15 protein-coding genes are annotated in these 20302 nt (G+C 63.8%); 8 read left to right on the top strand and 7 right to left on the bottom strand.

Annotated elements, in window-relative coordinates:
• Positions 1-127: 127 nt before the first annotated feature.
• The 3 genes from YUO_RS0139015 to YUO_RS0139005 form a co-directional block, all read right to left on the bottom strand.
• Entirely contained in the window at positions 128-2347 is a 2220-nt protein-coding gene (locus YUO_RS0139015) for an acetate--CoA ligase family protein (protein ID WP_028351959.1), read from the bottom strand.
• Positions 2348-2512: 165 nt separating this feature from the next.
• Positions 2513-3091: a class GN sortase gene (locus YUO_RS0139010; protein ID WP_028351958.1), complete on the bottom strand. Its 579-nt coding sequence runs from the start codon at positions 3089-3091 to the stop codon at positions 2513-2515.
• A gap of 246 nt (positions 3092-3337) precedes the next feature.
• Complete coding sequence (locus YUO_RS0139005) at positions 3338-5608, bottom strand: marine proteobacterial sortase target protein (protein WP_028351957.1); 2271 nt, start codon at positions 5606-5608, stop codon at positions 3338-3340.
• A 236-nt stretch (positions 5609-5844) separates the two neighbouring features.
• Between YUO_RS0139005 and YUO_RS0139000 the strand changes: the two genes are divergently transcribed.
• Positions 5845-6609 (top strand): helix-turn-helix domain-containing protein, encoded by a 765-nt coding sequence (locus YUO_RS0139000; RefSeq protein WP_028351956.1) that lies wholly within the window; start codon positions 5845-5847, stop codon positions 6607-6609.
• 208 nt (positions 6610-6817) lie between these two features.
• On the opposite strand, the gene YUO_RS0138995 is transcribed toward YUO_RS0139000, so the two are convergent.
• Positions 6818-8365 carry an acyl-CoA synthetase gene (locus tag YUO_RS0138995; protein ID WP_028351955.1) on the bottom strand — a complete coding sequence of 516 codons (1548 nt, stop codon included), beginning with the start codon at positions 8363-8365 and terminating at the stop codon, positions 6818-6820.
• A gap of 192 nt (positions 8366-8557) precedes the next feature.
• Here YUO_RS0138995 and YUO_RS0138990 point away from each other — a divergent pair, with 192 nt between their 5' ends.
• The 7 genes from YUO_RS0138990 (at position 8558) to YUO_RS0138960 (ending at position 17309) form a co-directional block, all read left to right on the top strand.
• A complete protein-coding gene (locus YUO_RS0138990) occupies positions 8558-9712 on the top strand; it encodes an acyl-CoA dehydrogenase family protein (protein ID WP_035728633.1) in 1155 nt (384 codons plus the stop codon).
• Between the two features lie 123 nt (positions 9713-9835).
• Positions 9836-10990, top strand: a complete 1155-nt coding sequence (locus tag YUO_RS0138985; RefSeq protein WP_028351953.1) for an acyl-CoA dehydrogenase family protein — start codon at positions 9836-9838, stop codon at positions 10988-10990.
• A gap of 36 nt (positions 10991-11026) precedes the next feature.
• Positions 11027-11683 carry a glutathione S-transferase family protein gene (locus tag YUO_RS0138980; RefSeq protein WP_028351952.1) on the top strand — a complete coding sequence of 219 codons (657 nt, stop codon included), beginning with the start codon at positions 11027-11029 and terminating at the stop codon, positions 11681-11683.
• Between the two features lie 170 nt (positions 11684-11853).
• Complete coding sequence (locus YUO_RS0138975) at positions 11854-12675, top strand: helix-turn-helix domain-containing protein (RefSeq protein WP_028351951.1); 822 nt, start codon at positions 11854-11856, stop codon at positions 12673-12675.
• Between the two features lie 64 nt (positions 12676-12739).
• Positions 12740-13606, top strand: coding sequence for a beta-keto acid cleavage family enzyme (locus YUO_RS0138970; RefSeq protein WP_028351950.1), 867 nt, complete (start codon positions 12740-12742; stop codon positions 13604-13606).
• Positions 13607-13719: 113 nt separating this feature from the next.
• The gene (locus YUO_RS0138965; RefSeq protein ID WP_028351949.1) at positions 13720-15336 is read left to right on the top strand and encodes an acyl-CoA carboxylase subunit beta; all 1617 of its coding nucleotides are present in this window, start codon (positions 13720-13722) and stop codon (positions 15334-15336) included.
• Positions 15337-15347: 11 nt separating this feature from the next.
• The gene (locus YUO_RS0138960) at positions 15348-17309 is read left to right on the top strand and encodes an acetyl/propionyl/methylcrotonyl-CoA carboxylase subunit alpha (RefSeq protein WP_198028184.1); all 1962 of its coding nucleotides are present in this window, start codon (positions 15348-15350) and stop codon (positions 17307-17309) included.
• Between the two features lie 87 nt (positions 17310-17396).
• Here the strand turns inward: YUO_RS0138960 and YUO_RS0138955 are convergent, their stop codons facing one another.
• From YUO_RS0138955 to YUO_RS0138945, 3 genes are read right to left on the bottom strand one after another with little or no spacing between them, the layout of a single operon-like run.
• Positions 17397-18398: an ABC transporter ATP-binding protein gene (locus YUO_RS0138955; RefSeq protein ID WP_028351947.1), complete on the bottom strand. Its 1002-nt coding sequence runs from the start codon at positions 18396-18398 to the stop codon at positions 17397-17399.
• Positions 18395-19408 carry an ABC transporter ATP-binding protein gene (locus YUO_RS0138950; RefSeq protein WP_028351946.1) on the bottom strand — a complete coding sequence of 338 codons (1014 nt, stop codon included), beginning with the start codon at positions 19406-19408 and terminating at the stop codon, positions 18395-18397. The genes YUO_RS0138955 and YUO_RS0138950 overlap by 4 nt, the downstream gene beginning before the upstream one ends.
• Complete coding sequence (locus tag YUO_RS0138945) at positions 19408-20301, bottom strand: ABC transporter permease (protein WP_028351945.1); 894 nt, start codon at positions 20299-20301, stop codon at positions 19408-19410. The genes YUO_RS0138950 and YUO_RS0138945 overlap by 1 nt, the downstream gene beginning before the upstream one ends.
• Position 20302: the final 1 nt, after the last annotated feature.

Raw genomic sequence — 20302 nt, 5'->3', positions numbered from 1 at the left:
CAAAGGCGCGTTAGCGCCGTGCCCACCATCTTCCCAAGTCGATGGACTGAATGGTGGGCACGCTTCCGCCTTCGCTCGTTGAGCTACGGCGGACAAGTCGCTTTGCCCACCCTACGGATTCCGTGACTCAATTCCCAGCCGCCTTGTTCGCGGCGGCATTCAGCACGATCAGGCCATCCACAGCCACGCCGAGCTTGCTGTTGATCAAAAACGGATTGACGTCGATCGAGGCGATGCGGTTGCCGGCGTCCGCCATCAGGTTGGAGAGGCCGACCAGCGCCTTCACGGCTGAAGGCTCGTGCAGCGCCGGCTTGCCGCGATAGCCTTTCATCTTGATGCCGGCCTTGGTTTTGGCGATCAACTGTTTCGCCTCGGCTTCGTCCAGCGGCGCGCCGGCCAGCGCGACATCCTTCATCAATTCGATGTCGACCCCGCCGGTGCCGAACAGCACCACGGGACCCATCTCGGCGTCGAGCGAGGCGCCGACCACGAGTTCGAGATCAGCCTTGACCTGCTGCGCGATCAGGATGCCCTCGAGCTTCGGCTTGCTCTTGATCTTCTTCACCCGCGCGGTGATGTCGTTGAACGCCTTCTTTACTTCGGCGGCGCTGTTGAGGTTCAGCACCACGCCGCCGATGTCGGACTTGTGCAGGATGTCGGCGCTGACCACTTTTGCGACTACGGGGAAGCCGATCTTCTTGGCGATCTTGACTGCTTCCGCTGCGGTCTGCGCAATCTCTTCCTTCGAAACGGGGATGCCGTAGGCTTTTAGCAGTTTCTTCGACGCGACCTCGTCCAGCGCCGCGGCGCCGTTGGCGGCCTTGAGCGTCTTCTCCAGCATTGCGCGCGCGGAAGCTTTCGAGCTCGAGACGATGTCAGGCACTTCCTTGCGCAAGGACGCGTATTCGATCAGCGACTTGATCGCGCCGACGGCGCGATCGAGGCCCTGCATCACAGCGACGTTCGGCAGCGACTTGCGCAGGGCCTTGGTGAATTCGGTGAATCCGATCGACATCGCGCTGATATAGACCACGGGCTTGTTAGCGGTTCCTGCCATCTCGTTGACGAGGCGCAGATTGCGCTCGCGCAATTCGTGCGGCGCCTTCGGCAATTCGGCGTCGATGATGACGATGTCGGTGTCGGGATCGTCGATCATGATCTTGATCGACTTGATGTAGACAGAGGGGTCGACCACGGCGGCAAATCCGGCATCGAGCGGATTGCCGACAATGCTGCCGGGCCCGAGCATCTGCGCCAATTGTGCCGTCGCATTCGGGCTGAGCGGCGCGAAGTTCATGCCGGCCGAATAGAACGCGTCGATCAACAGGCCGCGCTTGCCGCCGGAGAGCGATACCGCGGCGAGCCGGTTGCCCTTCGGCGGATCGGCATGGACGAAACATTCGGTGGTCTCGATCAGCTCGTCCAATCCGCGGACGCGGATCACGCCTTCGCGGGTCGAGATCGCGTCAAAGGTTTCGATCGAGCCGGCGAGCGCGCCGGTATGCGCCATCGCGGCGGCGCGGCCGCCTTCGGAGGCGCCTAATTTGAGCGCGATGACCGGCTTGCCGGCAGCCCGCGCGGCCTTGCAGGCTTCGCGGAACACTTTCGTGTTCCGGACACCTTCGAGATAGACGACGATAACGCGGATCGAGGGGTCGGCGGCAAAATAGGTCATCAGGTCCGGCGTCTCGAGCCCGGTCTCATTGCCGGTCGTCACCATATAGCCGACGCCGACGCCGCGATCCTCCAGCGTCTGCCGGATCGCCATCACGATCGCGCCGGATTGGCCGACAATTGCGACAGGACCGGCTTCCATAGTGACGATACGGTCGTCGATATTGGTGAACAGTTTTTCGCCCGCGCTCAGATTGCCGAGGCAGTTCGGTCCGGTGACCGCAAGGCCGGTTTCGCGCACCGCCTCTTTCAATTCAACCGCCAGCCGCTGGCTCTCCTCGTCCTGCAACTCGCTGAAGCCGGAGGTGACGATGGTGGCGGAGCGCGCGCCCGCCGCCGCGGCATCGCGGATCACCTGGACCGCGAAGCGCGCCGGCACCAGCACCAGCACGTGATCGGGCTTCTCCGGCAGGCTCGCGAAATCCTTATAGCAGGGCACGCCCCAGATCGTTTCGCGCTTGGCGTTGACTGGAAACAGTCCGCCTTCGTAACCGTACTTGATCAGATTGTTCCAGATGCGCTCGGCATAGTTGCCGGGCTTGTCGGTAGCGCCGACCAGCACGATATTGCGTGGGTGCAGCATCGCATGGATGCTCTTGACGATGTCGCTGGCGTCAGGCGATGGCGACCATTTTTCGACCGTGTGCGATGCGGTGCTTGCCTGAGCGTCCATGGATATCCCTAACTCTGTTGTTCTTGGCCGCGGCGATCGAGAATGACCGTCCCGCCCTGATTTTCTTTTGATTAGGACCTTTTTATTGAGCCTTGGCGAGGGTGGCAACACGCGTTGCGCGATGAGCGCCATTCGCGCCGCGCAAGATTTCCCGGCTCACAGAATTCAGTGCGTATTTGATACGGGTCCGATCATCGTGGCGTGCACAAGATAGCGCTCCGGCCCCTGCGTCAGCGCGTCGAACGGCCAACAGGTCGACAGCACCAGCTCATGCCCGCCCGCGAGCGGATCGATGCCGGAGGCATCGAAGCGCACGACCGAGGTCGTATCCACCCGATAGCGGAACGTCCGGCCGTCACGTCTGGTGACGTCGATTTCGTCACCGACAATGACGTTCTTCAGGAAAGCGAAATGCGTATCGCGATGCGCCGAATAGACGGCGATGCCGCGTTCGCCGGCGTCGGGTGTCTGTTCGACGTGACCCGGGCCGAAGGCGAGCGCCTGACCGCTGCTGCCTGCGAGCACGATGGCACGGGCACCGAGCCGCTTCACCTCGATACGAGCAACCGGCCAGGTGTCGGCCCACGACCACGGCTTTGTCTCGCGCCCGGTTGCGATGGTTTTCTCAAAGGCGCGCTCCAGCAGGACCTGTGCGATCAGCGCCTTGGCGTGGATGTACGCCCCTTGGCCGAACAGGATAAGGCCGATGAGTGCGAGAAGGAGAGGGAGGATGAAGCGGGGCACCGGGATACTCTCCCCGTCATTGCGAGCCAACAGGTCGCGCGAATGCGCGCCCGATGACAGGCTCCGCGAAGCAATCCAGCTCTCCACGCGGGGATAGATGGATTGCTTCGTCGCTTCGCTCCTCGCAATGACGGTGGTGGTGATAGTTGAGAAAAAAAACGGCGCGCGCGGCTCTGGGGGGACGGGTGGAAGCCGCGCGCGCTCTGGAAAGAGGAGGTCGGGGGTCCCTCCTCCTTTCAGCCGACGTCAACGCAGTGACATCTGACGTCGATTGAACACCAAGACGATCAGGCTGAACGTGATCAGGATCACGCCTGCAATCATCTTCAGTTCGGCATCGGTCGCCGTCCTCGGCAGCGTGACCGTGCTGGGCGCTGTGGTGGCGACAGGCTGGGCCCGCTTCAGCGCCGCGATCTGGACCCGCGCCTCCTCCGTATCCGCGCGCCGTTCCATCGGCATTGCGGGGGTGCGTGGGCGCTCGCCGAACACTTTTTCAAAATCCCAACCCGCCGGCAGGTTGATCGGCAGTTCCGAGACCTTGAGCGGCTCCCCTTGCGGACGGCTCGGCGTCTTGTCGACTGCGACCAGGCTGGTCAGCCGCGTGACGAGTTGATGCTCGAGCGCCAGCGCCAGAATCGCCTTATCCGCATCTTCCGGGGTCGCCTGACGCGTGGTGCGCGCGACTTCGGCGTCCGCGATCTTGCAGCGTGCCCAGAGTTTCGAGAGTCCCTTGCCTTCAGCCGCATCTGCCAGCGGGAGGGTGATGATCCAGGGGCGGTCGCCGATACGCCCCTTGATCTCGATGGAGCCGGCGAGCTTGTCGAGTTTTGCCGCGAGCACCAGCGGCTCGTCGCGGTAGACGTCGGGAATCGCGGCCGGCGTCATGTCGGCGCTGGCGTCGGAGAATTTCGCGACCAGATTGGTCACCGCGGGATTCTCCAGCTTGGCGAACAGCCCGCGCATGCGCTCTTCGACCTGCTCGACCGAGCCGATATGGGTGAAGGTGCCACGGCCGAGTTCGGCGGCGCGCGTCATCAGATAGGTGTTCGGCGCCGAGCCGATGCCGACCATGAAGATGCGCGAGCGGCCGCGCAGCGCGCTGATGGTTTCGAACAATTGCTGCTCGTTGCCGATGGCGCCGTCGGTGAGGAACACGACCTGCCGGACGTAGTTGGTATCGCCGGCCTTGTCGGACAACGCCGCGCGCATCGCGGGCACCATTTCGGTGCCGCCATTGGCTTGCAGTGCGCCGACGAAAGCGGTGGCCCGGCCGATATGCTCGCTGTCGGCCGGCACGGCTGACGGAAACAACAGATCCATGGTGTGGTCGAAGCGGATCACGTTGAAGCGATCGTTCGGCTGCAGGCGGCCGAGCGCATAGATGAGGCTCGCCTTGGCCTGGACGATCGAGACGCCGCCCATCGAACCGGAATTGTCGATCACGAAAATCACCTCGCGCGGCAGCGGATTCTGCTGCGCCTGCTCGACCGACGGCGGCGTGACGAAGGCGAGCAGGTAATCGCTGTCGCCGACGCGCTCGCGGAACAATCCGACCGAGGGCGCCGTCTCGGCCACGGGCTTCCAGGTCAGTTCGAAATCGCGATCCGCCGGCACCGGGCCTTCGGCCAATCGAACAATGCTCGTATTCGCGTCCGGCTTCTCGGTCTTGATCGCGTGATGGGGGCTCTTGATTTCGCCGAGCGGGAAGCCGGCCTGCAGCCGCACGGTGATACGGGTCGGGTTGACCGGTGCGTTGGTCGCGGGGTCGAGCACTTCGGGCGAGATGCGGTCGCGATCCGGAACGGGATCGGATTTGATCGCTCCCCAGCCGCCACCCGGCTTGAAGTCGACGCTTTGCACGACGGGCGCGGGATTGTAGCGCGGGGCCACCACCATCGGCACCCGCAGCGAGAACGTGTCGCCGGATTGTTGGACCGGCTCCTGATACTCGATCTGCACCAGCACGGTTTCGCCGGGACCGATATTTGCGACCGAGTTGGTGAAGATGTTCGGACGCTCCTGTTCGGTCAGCGCCGCCTTCTGCCCGTTCTGCTTCGCCTGTTCGTAGATGGTCTTCGCCTGCTGCCGCTCCTTGATGTCGCCGATCACGACGCGATCGCCGATCACCACCTTCAGCGTATCGACCGCGCCGCCGGCCGGCAGCGGGTAGACATAAACAGCCTCGACCCAGTCTTTCGAAGGGTTGCGGAAAATCTGGGTGATGCGAGCCCGAACGGTGGGGCCGGATACGGTGAGATCGACGTCGATGCCGAGCCGTGATGCATCGGCATATCCCTCGTCGATCTTGAGGAGCAGCGAGCCAGCGCGTGCATCACCGGGCTTGAGGAAATTGGATTGCAGGCTCTCCGCCGACCACACCGGCTCGAAACTCAAAAATAATGCCGCAAACCCGACCAGGATTACGGCAACGCCTTGCATCACAAAGAACAGCACCAGCCTGACCAGGCTGGGCTGTTCGTTGCGTTTGTCGGCCTCGATGTCATCGCATGTCGTCATGTCGCTCTCTCCCGAACGGCGATTTTGCCGCGTGAGAGGGTGCGGAATTCAGCGATTTGGCGCGAGCGGAATGATCGGCCTTGTTCGGCCGCCGGCCAGCGCGGCCCGCCGCGATCGAGGCGGCTTTGTGCGGGTTTGTGATGGATTGTGCGTCTGGTACACTGAGCATGATCTCGAAAGGTGGGCACCGGTTTTCGGAAAAAGATCATGCCCAAAGGAGGCAAGCAGGGGTGACGATGCCAGCGCCGGACAAGCAGCTTTCCGCCGAACAAAGCCGGCAGATTGCCGACACGATTCGCGAGGAGATCGCCCGCCGCCGCATGTCCCGGCAATCGCTGGCCGAGCTTGCAAAACTCAGCCTTTCGACGCTCGAGAAGGTGCTGGGCGGCCGCCGCCCATTTACGCTTGCCACCACCGTCCGGCTCGAGCAGGCGCTCGGCGTTTCCCTGCGCAAGATGCCGGAGGCGCCAGCGCCTGTGGCCGCCATCAACGGCGAGGTGGCGCCCGATGGCTTGGGTGCCTATTCGCGCCGTGCGGTCGCCTGGATCGAGGGAACCTATGTCACGGTGCGTCCCTCGTTCGGCGACAAGGACGCGATCTTCGCCTACCGCACCGAGATCACCTGGGACGATGCGGCGTCTTCCCTGGTGTTTCACGAGAGCGAACGGCAGGACGCTGCGTTCACCCAGTTCGGCGAAGTGGCGGTGCCGAATCAATCCGGCCACATCTATCTCGTCACCAACCGGCACGGCCAGCACCGCCTGATCACGGTGGCGCGGTTGGCGATTTCGGGCGAGATGTACGGCATCATCACGACGCTGCTGGCCGGCCGCGGCTCATTGTTGACGCCGATCGCGGCCCCGATCGCCTATCTGCCGATCAAGATGGTCGCGAACCCGACCTTTGGCCGCGTGTCTGCCGACGACCCCAATTACGCGCAATACCGCCAGCATTTGCGGCGAACGACGGAAGAACCCTTCGCGCTGTTCCTGCCGGGGTAGCGCTCCGCGCTCCGCTGTCATCGTCCGCGAATGCGGACGATCCAGTACGCCGCGGCTTCACGGCTCAATCACTGCTGCCAGTGTTTACTGGATGCCCCGCCGGAGCCCGTCATCCGGCCGGCCGAAGGCCGGACCGGGTGCGACTTGCTACTTTGCATGGGGTTGTTTTCCATATTTCGCGGGGCATGACGATGTGGGCGCGGCAAAGTCACGAAGCCAGCTTGTCGGTCGCTTTCGGCGCGTTGAACTGCTGTCGCAGCGTCGGCTTGTGAATTTTCCCCGTCGCGTTGCGTGGCAGCGCATCGACGAACTCGATCAACCTGGGACATTTGAACCGCGCCAGATTGGCCGCGCAATGGGCGTGAATTTCGGCAGGCGTCAGCGTATGGCCGGGCTTCACGGCCACGATCGCCATGCCGACCTCGCCCCACTGCTCGTTCGGAATGCCGATGACGGCAGCCTCCGCGATGGCGGTGAGCTGATGCAGCACGCTCTCGACCTCGGCCGGATAGACGTTTTCGCCGCCGGAGATGTACATGTCCTTCCAGCGGTCGACGATGTAGTAAAAACCTTCCTCGTCGACGCGTGTGGCGTCACCGGTGTGCAGCCAGCCGTCGGTGAAGGATGATTGATTGGCGTCCGGCCTGTTCCAGTAGCCGGGCGTGACGTTCGGCCCCTTGACCCAGAGCTCGCCAAGCTCGCCGACATCCGCATCCGTCCCGTCGGGACGGACGATCCGCACTTCCGTATGCAGCACCGGCTTGCCGGACGAGCCTGCCTTGCGCGCGGCGTCCTCGCGGTCGAGTGCCAGCACGGCCGGCGACGTCTCGGTCATGCCATAGCCCTGCTGAAGGGCGACGCCGCGCTCTTCCCATACTTTCAGGAGCGGAACCGGCATCGGCGCGCCACCGACGCCGCCGATCACGAGACGGCTGAAATCGGCGGTCGCGAACGAAGGATGCTGCGCCATGAACTGGTAGATCGACGGTACGCCGAAGAATTGCGTAATGCCGTAGGATGGGTCGCTGATCAGTTGCAGCGCCTGGCCGGGATCGAATGCGCGCATGATCAGCACCGTGCCGCCGGCATGCAACACCGGATTGGTGTAGCAATTGAGCCCGCCGGTATGGAATAGCGGCAGCACCGTGAGCAGAACCGTCGAAGGCGAGACATAGGCAGGGCCGCCGAGATTGACGCAATTCCAAAACGTCATGCCATAGGTGATGATCGCGCCCTTGGGCAGGCCTGTTGTGCCCGAGGTGTACATGATGGTCGAGATGTCGTCATGGGTGACGCTTTCGAACCGGTCGAGCGGCGTGGATGCCGCGATCGCCGCTTCATAGGAGCCGCTGGGGCCAAGCAGCAGCGCCGATGAAACGTTGCAGAGTTTGGCGACCGTCAGCGCGACTTCCGCGAGGTCGGTGTCGTGGATCATCACCTTCGGTGAAGAATCACCGACGATGAACTGCAATTCGGGAACTGTAAGCCGCGTATTCAACGGCAGGAAGACCGCCCCTAACCGGCCGCAGGCGAACTGCACTTCGAGCGTATCGGTGGTGTTCAGTGCCAGCACGGCCACGCGATCGCCGCGCTTGACGCCGAGCGCATCGCGCAGATGCGTGGCAAGACGCGAAATGCGGCCGTCGAACTCTGCGTAGGAGAGGCGGCGGTCACTCGCGAGGTCGATGGCCGCGATCTTGTCCGGCGTGCGGCGGCCGAAATGGGCGATCCAGTCGTAATAGCGAACCGAGGGCATGCTTCCTCCAGGGCAGAGCGGTCTTGCGCAGCTCGATACCGGCGATCTTATCTCGTTTTATCTGAGGAAGCCGGCATATCGGTGTAATGTCTTGCGTTGTGTGGCTGGCCGCATCGCCAGGTAGGCCGCAGCCGCTCAACGCAAGTTTGCGCAGGCCAAATCGGGGCATCGTAATCCTTGCGGAGGAAAGCCATGCTGGAGCGCACAAGGGTGCAAAGCCCGTTCTACACGGCGGATCACGAAGCGTTCCGCGACGTGATGCGCCGCTTCGTGGCGCGAGAGATCGAGCCCTATGCCCATGAATGGGACGAAGCCGGCGAATTTCCGCGCCAGCTCTATCGCAAGGCGTCCGAAATCGGGCTGCTTGGGCTCGGCTTTCCGGAAGAATACGGCGGTGTGGCCGCAGACCAGTTCATGAAGATCGTGGCGTCGCAGGAACTGGCGCGCGCCGGTGCGGGCGGGGTCAGCTCCAGCCTGATGAGCCACACCATCGGTTCGCCGCCGATTGCGCGCGCCGGGCGGCCCGAGGTCAAGGCGAGGGTGTTGCCGCAGGTACTGTCGGGCGAGAAGATTTCGGCGCTCGCGATCACCGAGCCGAGCGGCGGCTCCGACGTCGCCAATCTGCGCACCAAGGCGCGGCGCGACGGCGACCATTATGTCGTCAGCGGGGAGAAGACCTTTATCACATCGGGCATGCGGGCCGACTATCTGACGGTGGCGGTGCGCACCGGCGGCGAGGGACCGGGCGGCGTCAGCCTGCTGTTGATCGAAGGTGATACGCCCGGCCTGTCGCGGACGAAACTGAAGAAGATGGGCTGGTGGGCGTCGGATACGGCCACGCTGCATTTCGATGAATGCCGAGTGCCTGCCGAAAATCTGATCGGCGAGGAGGGGCAGGGCTTCAAGCTCATCATGCACAATTTCAACAGCGAGCGCATGGGCATGGCGGCGAGCTGCACGGCCTATGCCCGTGTCTGCGTCGAGGAGGCGATCGCGTATGCCAAGGAGCGCAAGACCTTCGGCAAGCCGATCGCGCAGCACCAGGTGATCCGTCACAAGATCGTCGACATGGCGCAGAAGGTCGTGGCCTCGCAGGCGATGCTGGAAATGTTGGCGTGGCGGCTCGGGCAGGGCGAGAGCCCGGTCGCCGAAATCTGCATGATGAAGAACCAGGCGACCCAAACCATGGCGTTCTGCGCCTCCGAGGCTGTCCAGATTTTCGGCGGCGCCGGCTTCATGCGCGGCGTCAAGGTCGAGCGCATCTATCGCGAGGTCAAGGTCAACGCCATCGGCGGCGGCACCGAGGAGATCATGAAGGATCTCGCCTCGCGGCAGATGGGGTTGTGATACGCCGTCATTCCGGGGCGACGCGAAGCGTCGAACCCGGAATCTCGAGTTGAGTCAAATAATGTCGAGATTCCGGGTTCAGCTCTTTGGGCTGCCCCGGAATGACGAAGGATGAATGAAACGATGCTCTTCACCGCCGACCACGACGAACCCCGTCGTATCCTGCAAAAATTCATCGCCGCCGAAATCAACCCTCACGTCGACGAATGGGAGAAGAACGACATCTTCCCGGCGCATGAATTGTTCAAGAAGCTCGGCGACCTCGGCTTTCTTGGCCTCAACAAACCAGTCGAGTTCGGTGGTCAAGGGCTCGATTATTCCTATGCCTTGATGATGGCGGAAGAGCTCGGTGCCATCAAATGCGGCGGCGTGCCGATGGCGATCGGAGTGCAGACCGATATGGCCACGCCCGCGCTGGCGCGGTTCGGCTCCGACGAAGTGCGCCGCGAGTTTTTGGCCCCCGCCATTGCCGGCGATGCGGTGGCCTGCGTCGGCGTCTCGGAGCCGGGCGCCGGTTCCGACGTCGCCTCGATCAAGACGAGTGCGCGGTCCGACAGCGACGATTACGTCATCAACGGCGGCAAGATGTGGATCACCAACGGCGTGCAGGCGGACTGGATCTGCCTGCTCGCCAACACCAGCGATGGCCAGGTCCATCGCAACAAGTCGCTGATCTGCGTGCCCATGAAGACCAAGGGCGTGCAGGTCGCGCGCAAGCTCGACAAGATGGGCATGCGCTCGTCCGACACCGCGCAGATCTTTTTCGACAACGTCCGGGTGCCCAAGCGCAACCGGATTGGCGAGGAAGGCAAAGGTTTTACCTATCAGATGATTCAGTTCCAGGAGGAGCGGCTATGGGGCGCGGCGGCCTGCCTCAAGGCGCATGAATTCATCATCGCCGAGACCATCGAATATACGCGCAACCGCAAGGCGTTCGGAAAGTCGATCCTCGATAACCAGATCGTCCATTTCAAGCTGGCGGAGATGCAGACCGAGGTCGAGCTGTTGCGCGCGCTGGTCTACCGCGCCGCCGAGGCGTTGATCGCGGGCGAGGACGTGACACGGCTTGCCACCATGGCCAAGCTGAAGGCCGGGCGCCTGGGGCGCGAACTCACCGATGCCTGCCTGCAATTCTGGGGCGGCATGGGCTTTATGAACGAGACGCCCGTCAGCCGGGCCTACCGCGACAGCCGCCTGACCTCGATCGGCGGCGGCGCCGACGAGGTGATGCTGACGGTGTTGTGCAAGATGATGGGCACGCTGCCGAAAAACCAATAGGAACAAGTCGGAAAAAGTAATGATGAGGAACGTCTGATGATCACGCTCTATCACTGCGACGGCGCGCGCTCGTTCCGCCCGCTCTGGATGCTGGAAGAGATGGGCTTGCCCTATGAACTGAAGATGCTGCCGTTCCCGCCGCGCGTGCTCGCCAAGGAATATCTCGCGATCAATCCGCTCGGGACCATTCCGTTCATGATCGATGGCGAGACCAAAATGACGGAGTCCTCCGGCATCTGTTACTATCTCGGCACCAAATACGGACCGACGCCGCTGGTGGTCGGGATGGATGATCCGGCCTATGGCGCCTTCCTGAACTGGATGTATTTCAGCGACGCCACGCTGACTTTTCCGCAAACGCTGGTGTTGAGATACAGCCAGCTCGAGCCGGAGGAACGGCGGAACCCGCAAGTTGCCGGCGATTATGCCAAATGGTTCCTCGGCCGGCTGCGCGCGGTCGAGGCAGCGACCGCCAATGCCGAAAACCTGTGCGCCGGCCGCTTCACCGCGGCCGATATCGTTAACGGCTATGCGCTGCGGCTGGCCGGCAATATCGGCCTGGACAAGGATTTCGGGCCAAATGTCAGGGCCTATTGGGCCCGGTTGCAGGAGCGCGAGGGTTATCAGCGCGCGGTTGCGGCGGAGCGCAAGGCCGGCATCGAGCAAAACGTCGCGCCGCGGATCCGGGCATGAGGATGTGTCATTCCGGGGCGATGCGAAGCATCGAACCCGGAATCTCGAGATTCCGGGTCTGGTGCTTACGCACCATCCCGGAATGACGGATTCCGCCGTAGTCAGTCCTCAAATTTCCGCTATGGTTGACCCATCGCAGCGGCCAGAGAGCCGCGCGAGGAGGACGAGCCATGGACGATACCGGCCACAAATCCGGCCATCTGATGCTGATCACCCCGGAACGCGTGTTCTACGCCGGCCTGCTCGGTCGGCCCCGGCAACGCTGCTCGGGCGCCTTCAACATCTATGTCGCGATCGAGGGCGGTCTGTGGCTCACCACTGCCGATGGCCGCGAAAGCCATGGCGACATGGTTGCTCTGTTGCCGAACGTCAGGCACACCATCGCCAGCGATCATCGCTCGGTGCTCAGCGTCGTCATCGAACCGGAGAGCGTTCGTCCCGGTGTGCTCGACGATCTCGCGACGCGCCTCGCGGGGCCTGAGGGCGTGGCTTTCGCCAGCCGCATTCGGGCCGCCCATCGCGAACTGCGCGAGCATCACGCCCGCAATGAGTTTTCCAGCGCCGAATTCGATCGCCTGTGCCTTGGCGAAGTCTTGCCGCAACGTGAGCTCGATCCACGCGTGGCACATGCGATCGTGCAGATTGGAAAGTTCTCCGGCGAGCCGGTGACGGCGGCAAGCTGCGCCGCGGAGGCCGGATTGTCGCCGTCGCGGTTCCTGCATCTCTTCAAAGAGCAGACCGGGATATCCTTCCGCTCGTTCCGCGCCTGGAAGCGCGCGCGGCATTTGCTGCATTTCGCCAACCAGGACATCAACCTTGCGCATCTCGCGCAGGATATCGGCTATCCCGATTCCACGCATTTCAGCCACTCGATCCGCCGCTTCTACGGGCTGAAGCCGCGCGCAATATTTTCAGGCTCGCGCGATCTCGCGATCTATAGCCACGGCCGTGCCAGCGCCGACAATAGCGGGTTGACGCAAGAAGCCGGCTGATGCGGCACGCATGATCGCGCTGGATATTCGCGATCTCTCGCGTCCCGTTTTCGAAGGTTGATCCATGGGCGACAAGGCCGTCATTACCTGCGCGCTGAACGGCGTGTTGACCGATCCGAAGCAGCACAACGTGCCGGTGACGCCGGAGCAGATGGCGCGTGAGGCCAAGGCCGCCTTCAACGCCGGCGCCAGCATCATGCACATCCATCTGCGCCAGCAGGAGCCGAACAAGGGGCATCTGCCGTCGTGGGATGTCAGTGTGTCCAGGGAAATTCAGCAAGCCATCCGTGAAGCCTGCCCCGGCGTCGTCATCAATCACACGACAGGCACGTCGGGCCCGAAATATCAGGGAGCGCTCGACTGCGTGCGCGAGACCAGGCCCGAGATCGCGGCCTGCAACGCGGGCTCGCTGAACTATCTCAAGGTGAAGTCCGACAACACCTGGGCCTGGCCGCCGATGATGTTCGATAACGCGGTCGAGAAGGTGCAGGACTATCTCGACGTGATGAAGGAAGCGGGCACGATTCCGGAGTTTGAATGTTTCGACGTCGGTATCGTTCGCTGCGTCGGCATGTACGCGCAAACCGGCATGTATTCCGGCCCACTCGAATATAATTTCGTGATGGGCGTGGCGTCAGGCATGCCGGCGGATCCGGAGTTGCTGCCGATCCTGCTCAAGCTGAAATTGCCGCAAGCGCATTGGCAGGTCACTGCGATCGGCCGCGCCGAAATCTGGCCGCTGCACCAGCGCTGCGCCGATCTCGGCGGGCATTTGCGCACCGGGCTGGAGGATACTTTCTATTTGGCTGATGGCACCAAGGCCACCTCGAACGGGCAGCTCATCGAGGCCATCGCGGCCTGCGCACGGCGTGCGGGCCGCGAGATCGCGAGCCCGGCTGAAGCGCGGCAGATTTTCGGAACAAGGCATTGAACTGTCATTCCGGGGCGCGAAGCGAACTATAGGGCGCCCTTGCGCCCCTGAGAATCTCGAGATTCCGGGTCTGGTCCTTCGGACCATCCCGGAATGACGGAGTGAGTTAGTTCATGGCTGTAATTGAATCCACCATCTCCCCCTCCAGCGCTACCTTCCAGGCCAACCGCGACGGTATGCTGGCGCTGATCACGCGGATGCGCGCGCTCGAAGAGCGCGCGCGGGCCGCATCGGCCGCAGCCAAGGACCGCTTCCACAAGCGCGGGCAGTTACTGCCGCGCGAGCGCGTGGCGCTGGTGCTCGATCCGGGCTCGCCCTTTGTCGAGCTGTCGACGCTTGCCGGCTACATGTTCGACGTGCCGGATGCCGAGAAGAGCGTTCCCGGCGGCGGCGTGATCGCCGGTATCGGCTTCGTCTCCGGCATCCGCTGCATGGTCAGCGCCAATGATTCCGGCATCGATGCCGGCGCGTTGCAGCCGTACGGTCTCGACAAGACGCTGCGGGTGCAGGAACTGGCGCTGGAAAACAAGCTGCCTTATGTGCAACTGGTCGAAAGCGCCGGCGCCAATCTGCTGCGCTATCGCGTCGAGGATTTCATCCGCGGCGGCAACATTTTTCGCAATCTGGCGCGGCTGTCGGCCGCGGGGCTGCCCGTTGTCACGGTGACGCATGGATCGTCAACGGCGGGCGGCGCTTACCAGACCGGGCTCTCCGATTACATCGTCATGGTCCGCGGCCGCACCCGCGCATTCCTGGCCGGGCCGCCGCTCTTGAAGGCAGCGACGGGTGAGATCGCAACCGAGGAGGAACTCGGTGGCGCCGAGATGCACACCTCCATTTCGGGTCTTGGCGACTATCTCGCCGAGGACGACCGCGACGCGCTGCGCATCGCGCGCGATATCATGGCCAACCTGGAATGGGATCGGCCGAAGCCTGCGGCATTGTCCTTCAAGCCGCCACGCTATGACGCCGAGGAACTGCTCGGCATCATGCCGATGGACCACAAGCGTCCCGTCGATATGCGCCAGGCCATCGCACGCTTCGTTGACGATTCCGATTTCACCGAGTTCGGCGCGAATTACGGCCCGGCAACGGTCTGCGGCCACGCCCGCATCGAAGGGCAGGCGATCGGGATCATCACCAACAACGGCCCGCTCGACGTGCCCGGCGCCAACAAGGCGACGCATTTCATCCAGGCCTGCTGCCAGTCGCGCACGCCGCTGCTCTACATGAACAACACCACCGGCTACATGGTAGGCCGTGCCTACGAGGAAGCCGGCATGATCAAGCACGGTTCCAAAATGATCCAGGCGGTGACGTCGGCGACCGTGCCGCAGATCACGATCTATTGCGGAGCGTCGTTCGGGGCCGGCAATTACGGCATGTGCGGGCGCGGCTTCCACCCGCGCTTCTGCTTCTCCTGGCCCAATGCCAAGACCGCGGTGATGGGCGGCGAGCAGGCCGCCGAAACCATGGCGATCGTGACCGAGGCTGCGGCGGCGCGGCGGGGCAAGCCGATCGATAAGGAAAAGCTGGAGGCGATGAAGGCGCAGATCACGGGCGTGTTCGACGGCCAGATGGACGTGTTCTCGACCAGCGCGCGGGTGCTCGACGACGGCGTGATCGATCCCCGCGATACCCGCAGCGTGCTTGCCGAAGTGCTGGCGATCTGCCGCGAGGCGGACGCCCGCTCACCGCAGCGCATGCAATTCTCGGTCGCCCGGCCATGAGCGGAATCGAGATGAAGCGAACGCCATTCTTCAAGATTGTCGTCGCCAATCGCGGCGAGATCGCGCTGCGGATCATGCGCACCGCGCGCCGCCTCGGCTATGGCGTGGTTGCCGTCTATTCCGATGCCGATCGTGATGCGATGCACGTGCGTGAGGCGGACCAGGCGGTGCGGATCGGCGAAGCGTTGCCGGCGCAATCCTACCTGCGGATCGACGCGATCATCGCCGCAGCCAAAGCCAGCGGGGCCGGCGCGGTGCATCCGGGCTACGGCTTCCTCGCCGAGAACGAGGATTTTGCGCAGGCCTGCCGCGATGCCGGGCTGGTCTTCATCGGGCCGTCGCCGGAGGCGATTCGGGCGATGGGCAACAAGGCCGGCGCCAAAGACATCATGGCAAAGGCTGGCGTTCCCATCGTGCCCGGCTATCAGGGCGCGGACCAGAGCGACGCAGTAATGCTGGCGGAGGCCAGGAAGATCGGCTTCCCCGTGATGATCAAGGCGGTTGCCGGCGGTGGCGGGCGCGGCATGCGGCTGGTCGAAGACGCCGCGGCATTTCCGGATGCGCTGCGCAGTGCAAGGTCGGAGGCGCAGGGCGCGTTCGGCGATCCCACGCTGATCCTGGAGCGCGCCATCGTCGATCCCCGCCACATCGAGATTCAAGTATTCGGCGATCGCTACGGCAACGCCATTCATCTCGGCGAGCGCGATTGCTCGGTGCAGCGCCGACACCAGAAGCTGATCGAGGAAGCGCCGTCGCCAAAGGTGACGCCCGACTTGCGGGCGCGCATGGGCGCCGTCGCGGTCGCTGCCGTCAAATCAATCGGCTATGAGGGCGCGGGGACGCTGGAGTTCCTGCTCGATCCGTCCGGCGAGTTCTATTTCATGGAAATGAACACGCGTCTGCAGGTCGAGCATCCCGTCACCGAAGCGATTACCGGGCTCGATCTGGTCGAACTGCAATTGCGCATTGCCGCCGGCCAGCCGCTCGGGCTCAAGCAGGAAGACGTCAAATTCTCCGGCCACGCCATCGAGGTGCGGCTGTGCTCGGAGGACGCGGACCATGACTTCATGCCGCAATCGGGACGCATGGCGCTGTGGCAGATGCCCGATGGCATCCGCGTCGAGCACGCGCTGCGATCGGGTTCGGAGATTGCGCCGTTCTACGATTCGATGATCGCCAAGATCATCAGCCATGGTGCCGACCGCAACGAGGCCCGCGGGCGGCTAATTTGCGGACTGGAGCAGACCGCGGCGTTCGGCGTCGCCACCAATCAGGGGTTTCTGATTTCCTGCCTGCGCCATCCCGCCTTTGCCAAGGGCGAAGCGACCACGGCCTTCATCGGCAATCACCGCGACGTATTGCTGGCGCCGCGTGCGAACGACAGTACGGAGGCTGTGCTGGCGGCATTGCTGCTTTATGTCACCAACCCGCATGCGCCTCCCTGGCGCAGCGGACGCAGCCTGGCGGCGACTTTCCCGCTGACGATGCGGATCGACCTTGGTCACGGTGCGTTCGAGGTTGATATCGTTCGGAACCGCGACGGGAGTTATGTCGCCGGCCTCGATGGCGACGAGCGGCATTTCGAGATCGACGAGCTCGGCCCCGACACGATCCGCTTCCGCACCGATGGCCTGATGGAGTCAGCGAGATTCCTGCGCGATGGCGGTCGCCTGTACACCCTGCATCGCGGAGCCTCGATCGCCGCCCGCGATCTGACGCTGGCCGCACCGGCCTCCGCTGCGGCGGCGGACGGCGACGGCAAGGTGCGCGCGACGATGAACGGCCGTGTGGTCGCGGTGCTGGTCAAGCCCGGCGAGCAGGTTGCCGTCGGCCAGCCGGTGATGACGCTGGAAGCGATGAAGATGGAGCATGTGCACATGGCAGGTGTTGCTGGCATGGTTTCGTCGATCGATGTCACCGAGGGCGAGCAGGTGACGACGGGGCGTATCGTCGTGGAAATTGCGGCGGGCTGACTGCGTAGGGTGGGCAAAGGAGCCTAGCGACGTGCCCACCATTGCTGCTGCGGGTGAAATGGTGGGCACGCTTTCGCTTTGCCCACCCTACGGATTCTGCTCCGGTCGCCCCGTGCCATCGTTCAGCCAGCACGCTACCTGATGTCCTTCGCCGGCCTCCAACAGCGCCGGCCGCTCCATCTTGCAGCGGTCCATGACATAGCGACAGCGAGTGTGGAAGGCGCAGCCTGAGGGTGGGTTGATCGGGCTCGGGACGTCGCCGTCGACCATCGGCGCAAGGCGCTTTGCCTTGGGATCAGCGACCGGGACCGACGCCAGCAGCGCCTGCGTATATGGATGCCGCGGGTTCGCAAACAATTCCGACTTGTCCGCGATTTCGACGATGCGTCCGAGATACATCACGGCGACGCGATGGCTGATATGGGCGACTACGGCGAGATCATGCGCAATGAACAGGTAGGAAAAATCGTTCTTGCGCTGCAGATCGATCAACAGGTTGATCACCTGCGCCTGGATCGAGACGTCGAGCGCCGAGACCGGCTCGTCGCACACGATCAGGCTCGGTCCGAGCGACAGTGCCCGCGCGATGCAGATGCGCTGCCGCTGGCCGCCGGAGAATTGGTGCGGGTAGTTCTTCATCTGATCGGGCCGCAATCCCACCTGCGCGAACAGTTCCGCGACGCGTTCCTGCTGCGCACGGCCGGTTGCCAGCCCATGCACGGTGAGTGGCTCGCCGACGATATCGCCCGCGGTCATGCGCGGATTGAGCGAGGCGAACGGATCCTGGAACACGATCTGCATGGAGCGACGGTGCGGCCGCATCTCGGCCTTGCTGAGCCCGGTGATGTCAGTGCCGTTCAGCTTGATGGCGCCGCTGGACGGCTCCACCAGCCGCAGCACGCTGCGCGCCACTGTCGATTTACCGCAGCCGGATTCGCCGACCAGCCCGAGCGTCTCGCCTTTGGCAACCGAGAAGCTGACGCCGTCGACTGCGTGCACGGTGCCGACGCGCCGGCGCAGGACGCCGCCGCGCACCGCGTAATGCTTGACGAGGTCGGTGACTTCAAGGAGGGGGCGTTGGTCGCTCATGGCGCGCCTACCAATTCGGTTGCGCGCCAGCACGCCGCGAGGTGATTGGCATCGATTTCCTGCAGTGGCGGATATTCGGCGCGGCATCGGTCCACAGCAAGGCGGCAGCGTGGCGCAAAGGCGCAGCCTGGCGGCAAGTTGGTCAGCGACGGAACCATGCCGGGAATCTCATTCAGTCGCGCATCGGTCTTGGCACCAAACGAGATCACCGCGGGCATCGAGGCCATCAGCCCGCGCGTGTAGGGATGCTTTGGATTTTCGAACAGGTCCTCTACCGTCGCTTCCTCGACCTTCTTGCCGGCATACATCACGATGACGCGTTGCGCGGTTTGCGCGACGACGCCGAGATCGTGCGTGATCAGGATCAAGCCGGTGCCGAGCCTCTTTTGCAGGTCGACGATCAATGCCAGGATCTGCGCCTGGATCGTCACGTCGAGCGCGGTGGTCGGCTCGTCCGCGATCAGCAGCGCCGGCCGGCACGCCAGGGCCATCGCGATCATCGCGCGCTGCCGCATGCCGCCGGACAGTTGATGAGGATATTCGTGCGCGCGCCGGTCCGGCTCGGGAATGCGAACCAGGCGCAGCATTTCGACCGCCTTGGCCCAGGCTTCCTTCGCGGTCATTTCCTGGTGCAGGCGGAGCACCTCGGTGATCTGGTCGCCGATCCGCATCACCGGATTGAGCGAGGTCATCGGCTCCTGAAAGATCATCGAGATCCGGTTGCCGCGGATATCGCGCATCTTGGCCTCATCGAGGCTGAGCAGATCGGTGCCTTCCAGCGTCACCGAGCCGCCGACCACGCGGCCCGGCGGGTCCGGCACCAGCCGCATCACCGACAGCGCGGTGACGCTCTTGCCGCAGCCGGATTCGCCGACGATCGCGAGCGTCTCGCCGCGGCGGACGGTGAACGAGACGTCGTCGACCGCGCGGAACAGCCCGGAATTGGTGAAGAACACCGTCTGCAGGTTCTTCACATCGAGAATAGTGTCGTCCTTGCGCGCCTCGATCATCAGCCGCGCTGCCTCGGATCGAGGATGTCACGGAGCGCGTCGCCGAACAGATTGGTGCCGAATACGGCAAGGGAGATGGCGACGCCCGGGAAAATCACCAGCCACGGTGCGGTGCGGACATATTCGGCCGCCGATTCCGACAGCATGCGGCCCCAGGACGGATAGGGCTCGGGGATGCCGAGGCCGAGGAACGACAGCGAGGCCTCGGTGAGGATGGTGGAGCCGAGCTGCGCGGTCGCCAGCACGATCAAAGGCGCGAGCGTGTTCGGCAACACGTGGCGGAGCGCGATGCGGGTCTCGCTCATGCCGATCGATTTTGCTGCCTCGACGAAGGGCTGCTCGCGCAGCGCCAGCGTATTGGCGCGGATAACGCGGGCGACGGTGGGGATCAACGGGATCGCAATCGCGATGATCACGTTCGGCAGCGAGGGACCGAGCGCCGCCGTCATCACCAACGCCAGCACCAGCAAGGGCAGCGCCTGCAGGATGTCGGTGACGCGCTGGAACAGCAGATCGACCCAGCCGGACAGATAGCCGGATACGAGGCCGACGATGACGCCGATCGTCGATCCGAGCGCGGTGGCGCCGATGCCGACGGCCAGCGAGATCCGCGCGCCGTGAATGATCCGGCTCCAGACATCACGGCCGAATGAATCGGTTCCCATCCAGTGCGCCGCGTTCGGCGCTGCCAGCCGCTGCGCCGAATCGACGCTGAGCGGGTCGTAGCGGGCGATCAGGTCGGCCGAGATCGCCATCCAGACGAACATAACCATGATGACAAGGCCGATCGTGCCGAGCAGATAGCGCTGCGCCAGGAACACCAGCCGGCGCCAGCCATGCGTCGAATGGGCGCCGGCCCGTCTCAACTCGCTTTCGAAGTTAATCGTGGTCACG

The sequence above is a fragment of the Bradyrhizobium murdochi genome, from assembly GCF_000472965.1.
Taxonomy (GTDB): Bacteria; Pseudomonadota; Alphaproteobacteria; order Rhizobiales; family Xanthobacteraceae; genus Bradyrhizobium; species Bradyrhizobium murdochi.
This window is presented reverse-complemented; position numbering and strand designations above follow the sequence as displayed.

Bases quoted from the DNA above. Each gene is read 5' to 3' on its own strand.
- YUO_RS0139015 (WP_028351959.1), bottom strand. From the start codon at position 2,347: ATGGACGCTCAGGCAAGCACCGCATCGCACACGGTCGAAAAATGGTCG.
- YUO_RS0138985 (WP_028351953.1), top strand. From the start codon at position 9,836: ATGCTCTTCACCGCCGACCACGACGAACCCCGTCGTATCCTGCAAAAA.
- YUO_RS0138970 (WP_028351950.1), top strand. From the start codon at position 12,740: ATGGGCGACAAGGCCGTCATTACCTGCGCGCTGAACGGCGTGTTGACC.
- YUO_RS0138960 (WP_198028184.1), top strand. From the start codon at position 15,348: ATGAAGCGAACGCCATTCTTCAAGATTGTCGTCGCCAATCGCGGCGAG.
- YUO_RS0138995 (WP_028351955.1), bottom strand. From the start codon at position 8,365: ATGCCCTCGGTTCGCTATTACGACTGGATCGCCCATTTCGGCCGCCGC.
- YUO_RS0139005 (WP_028351957.1), bottom strand. From the start codon at position 5,608: ATGACGACATGCGATGACATCGAGGCCGACAAACGCAACGAACAGCCC.
- YUO_RS0138950 (WP_028351946.1), bottom strand. From the start codon at position 19,408: ATGATCGAGGCGCGCAAGGACGACACTATTCTCGATGTGAAGAACCTG.
- YUO_RS0138965 (WP_028351949.1), top strand. From the start codon at position 13,720: ATGGCTGTAATTGAATCCACCATCTCCCCCTCCAGCGCTACCTTCCAG.
- YUO_RS0138975 (WP_028351951.1), top strand. From the start codon at position 11,854: ATGGACGATACCGGCCACAAATCCGGCCATCTGATGCTGATCACCCCG.
- YUO_RS0138955 (WP_028351947.1), bottom strand. From the start codon at position 18,398: ATGAGCGACCAACGCCCCCTCCTTGAAGTCACCGACCTCGTCAAGCAT.
- YUO_RS0139000 (WP_028351956.1), top strand. From the start codon at position 5,845: ATGCCAGCGCCGGACAAGCAGCTTTCCGCCGAACAAAGCCGGCAGATT.
- YUO_RS0138990 (WP_035728633.1), top strand. From the start codon at position 8,558: ATGCTGGAGCGCACAAGGGTGCAAAGCCCGTTCTACACGGCGGATCAC.
- YUO_RS0138980 (WP_028351952.1), top strand. From the start codon at position 11,027: ATGATCACGCTCTATCACTGCGACGGCGCGCGCTCGTTCCGCCCGCTC.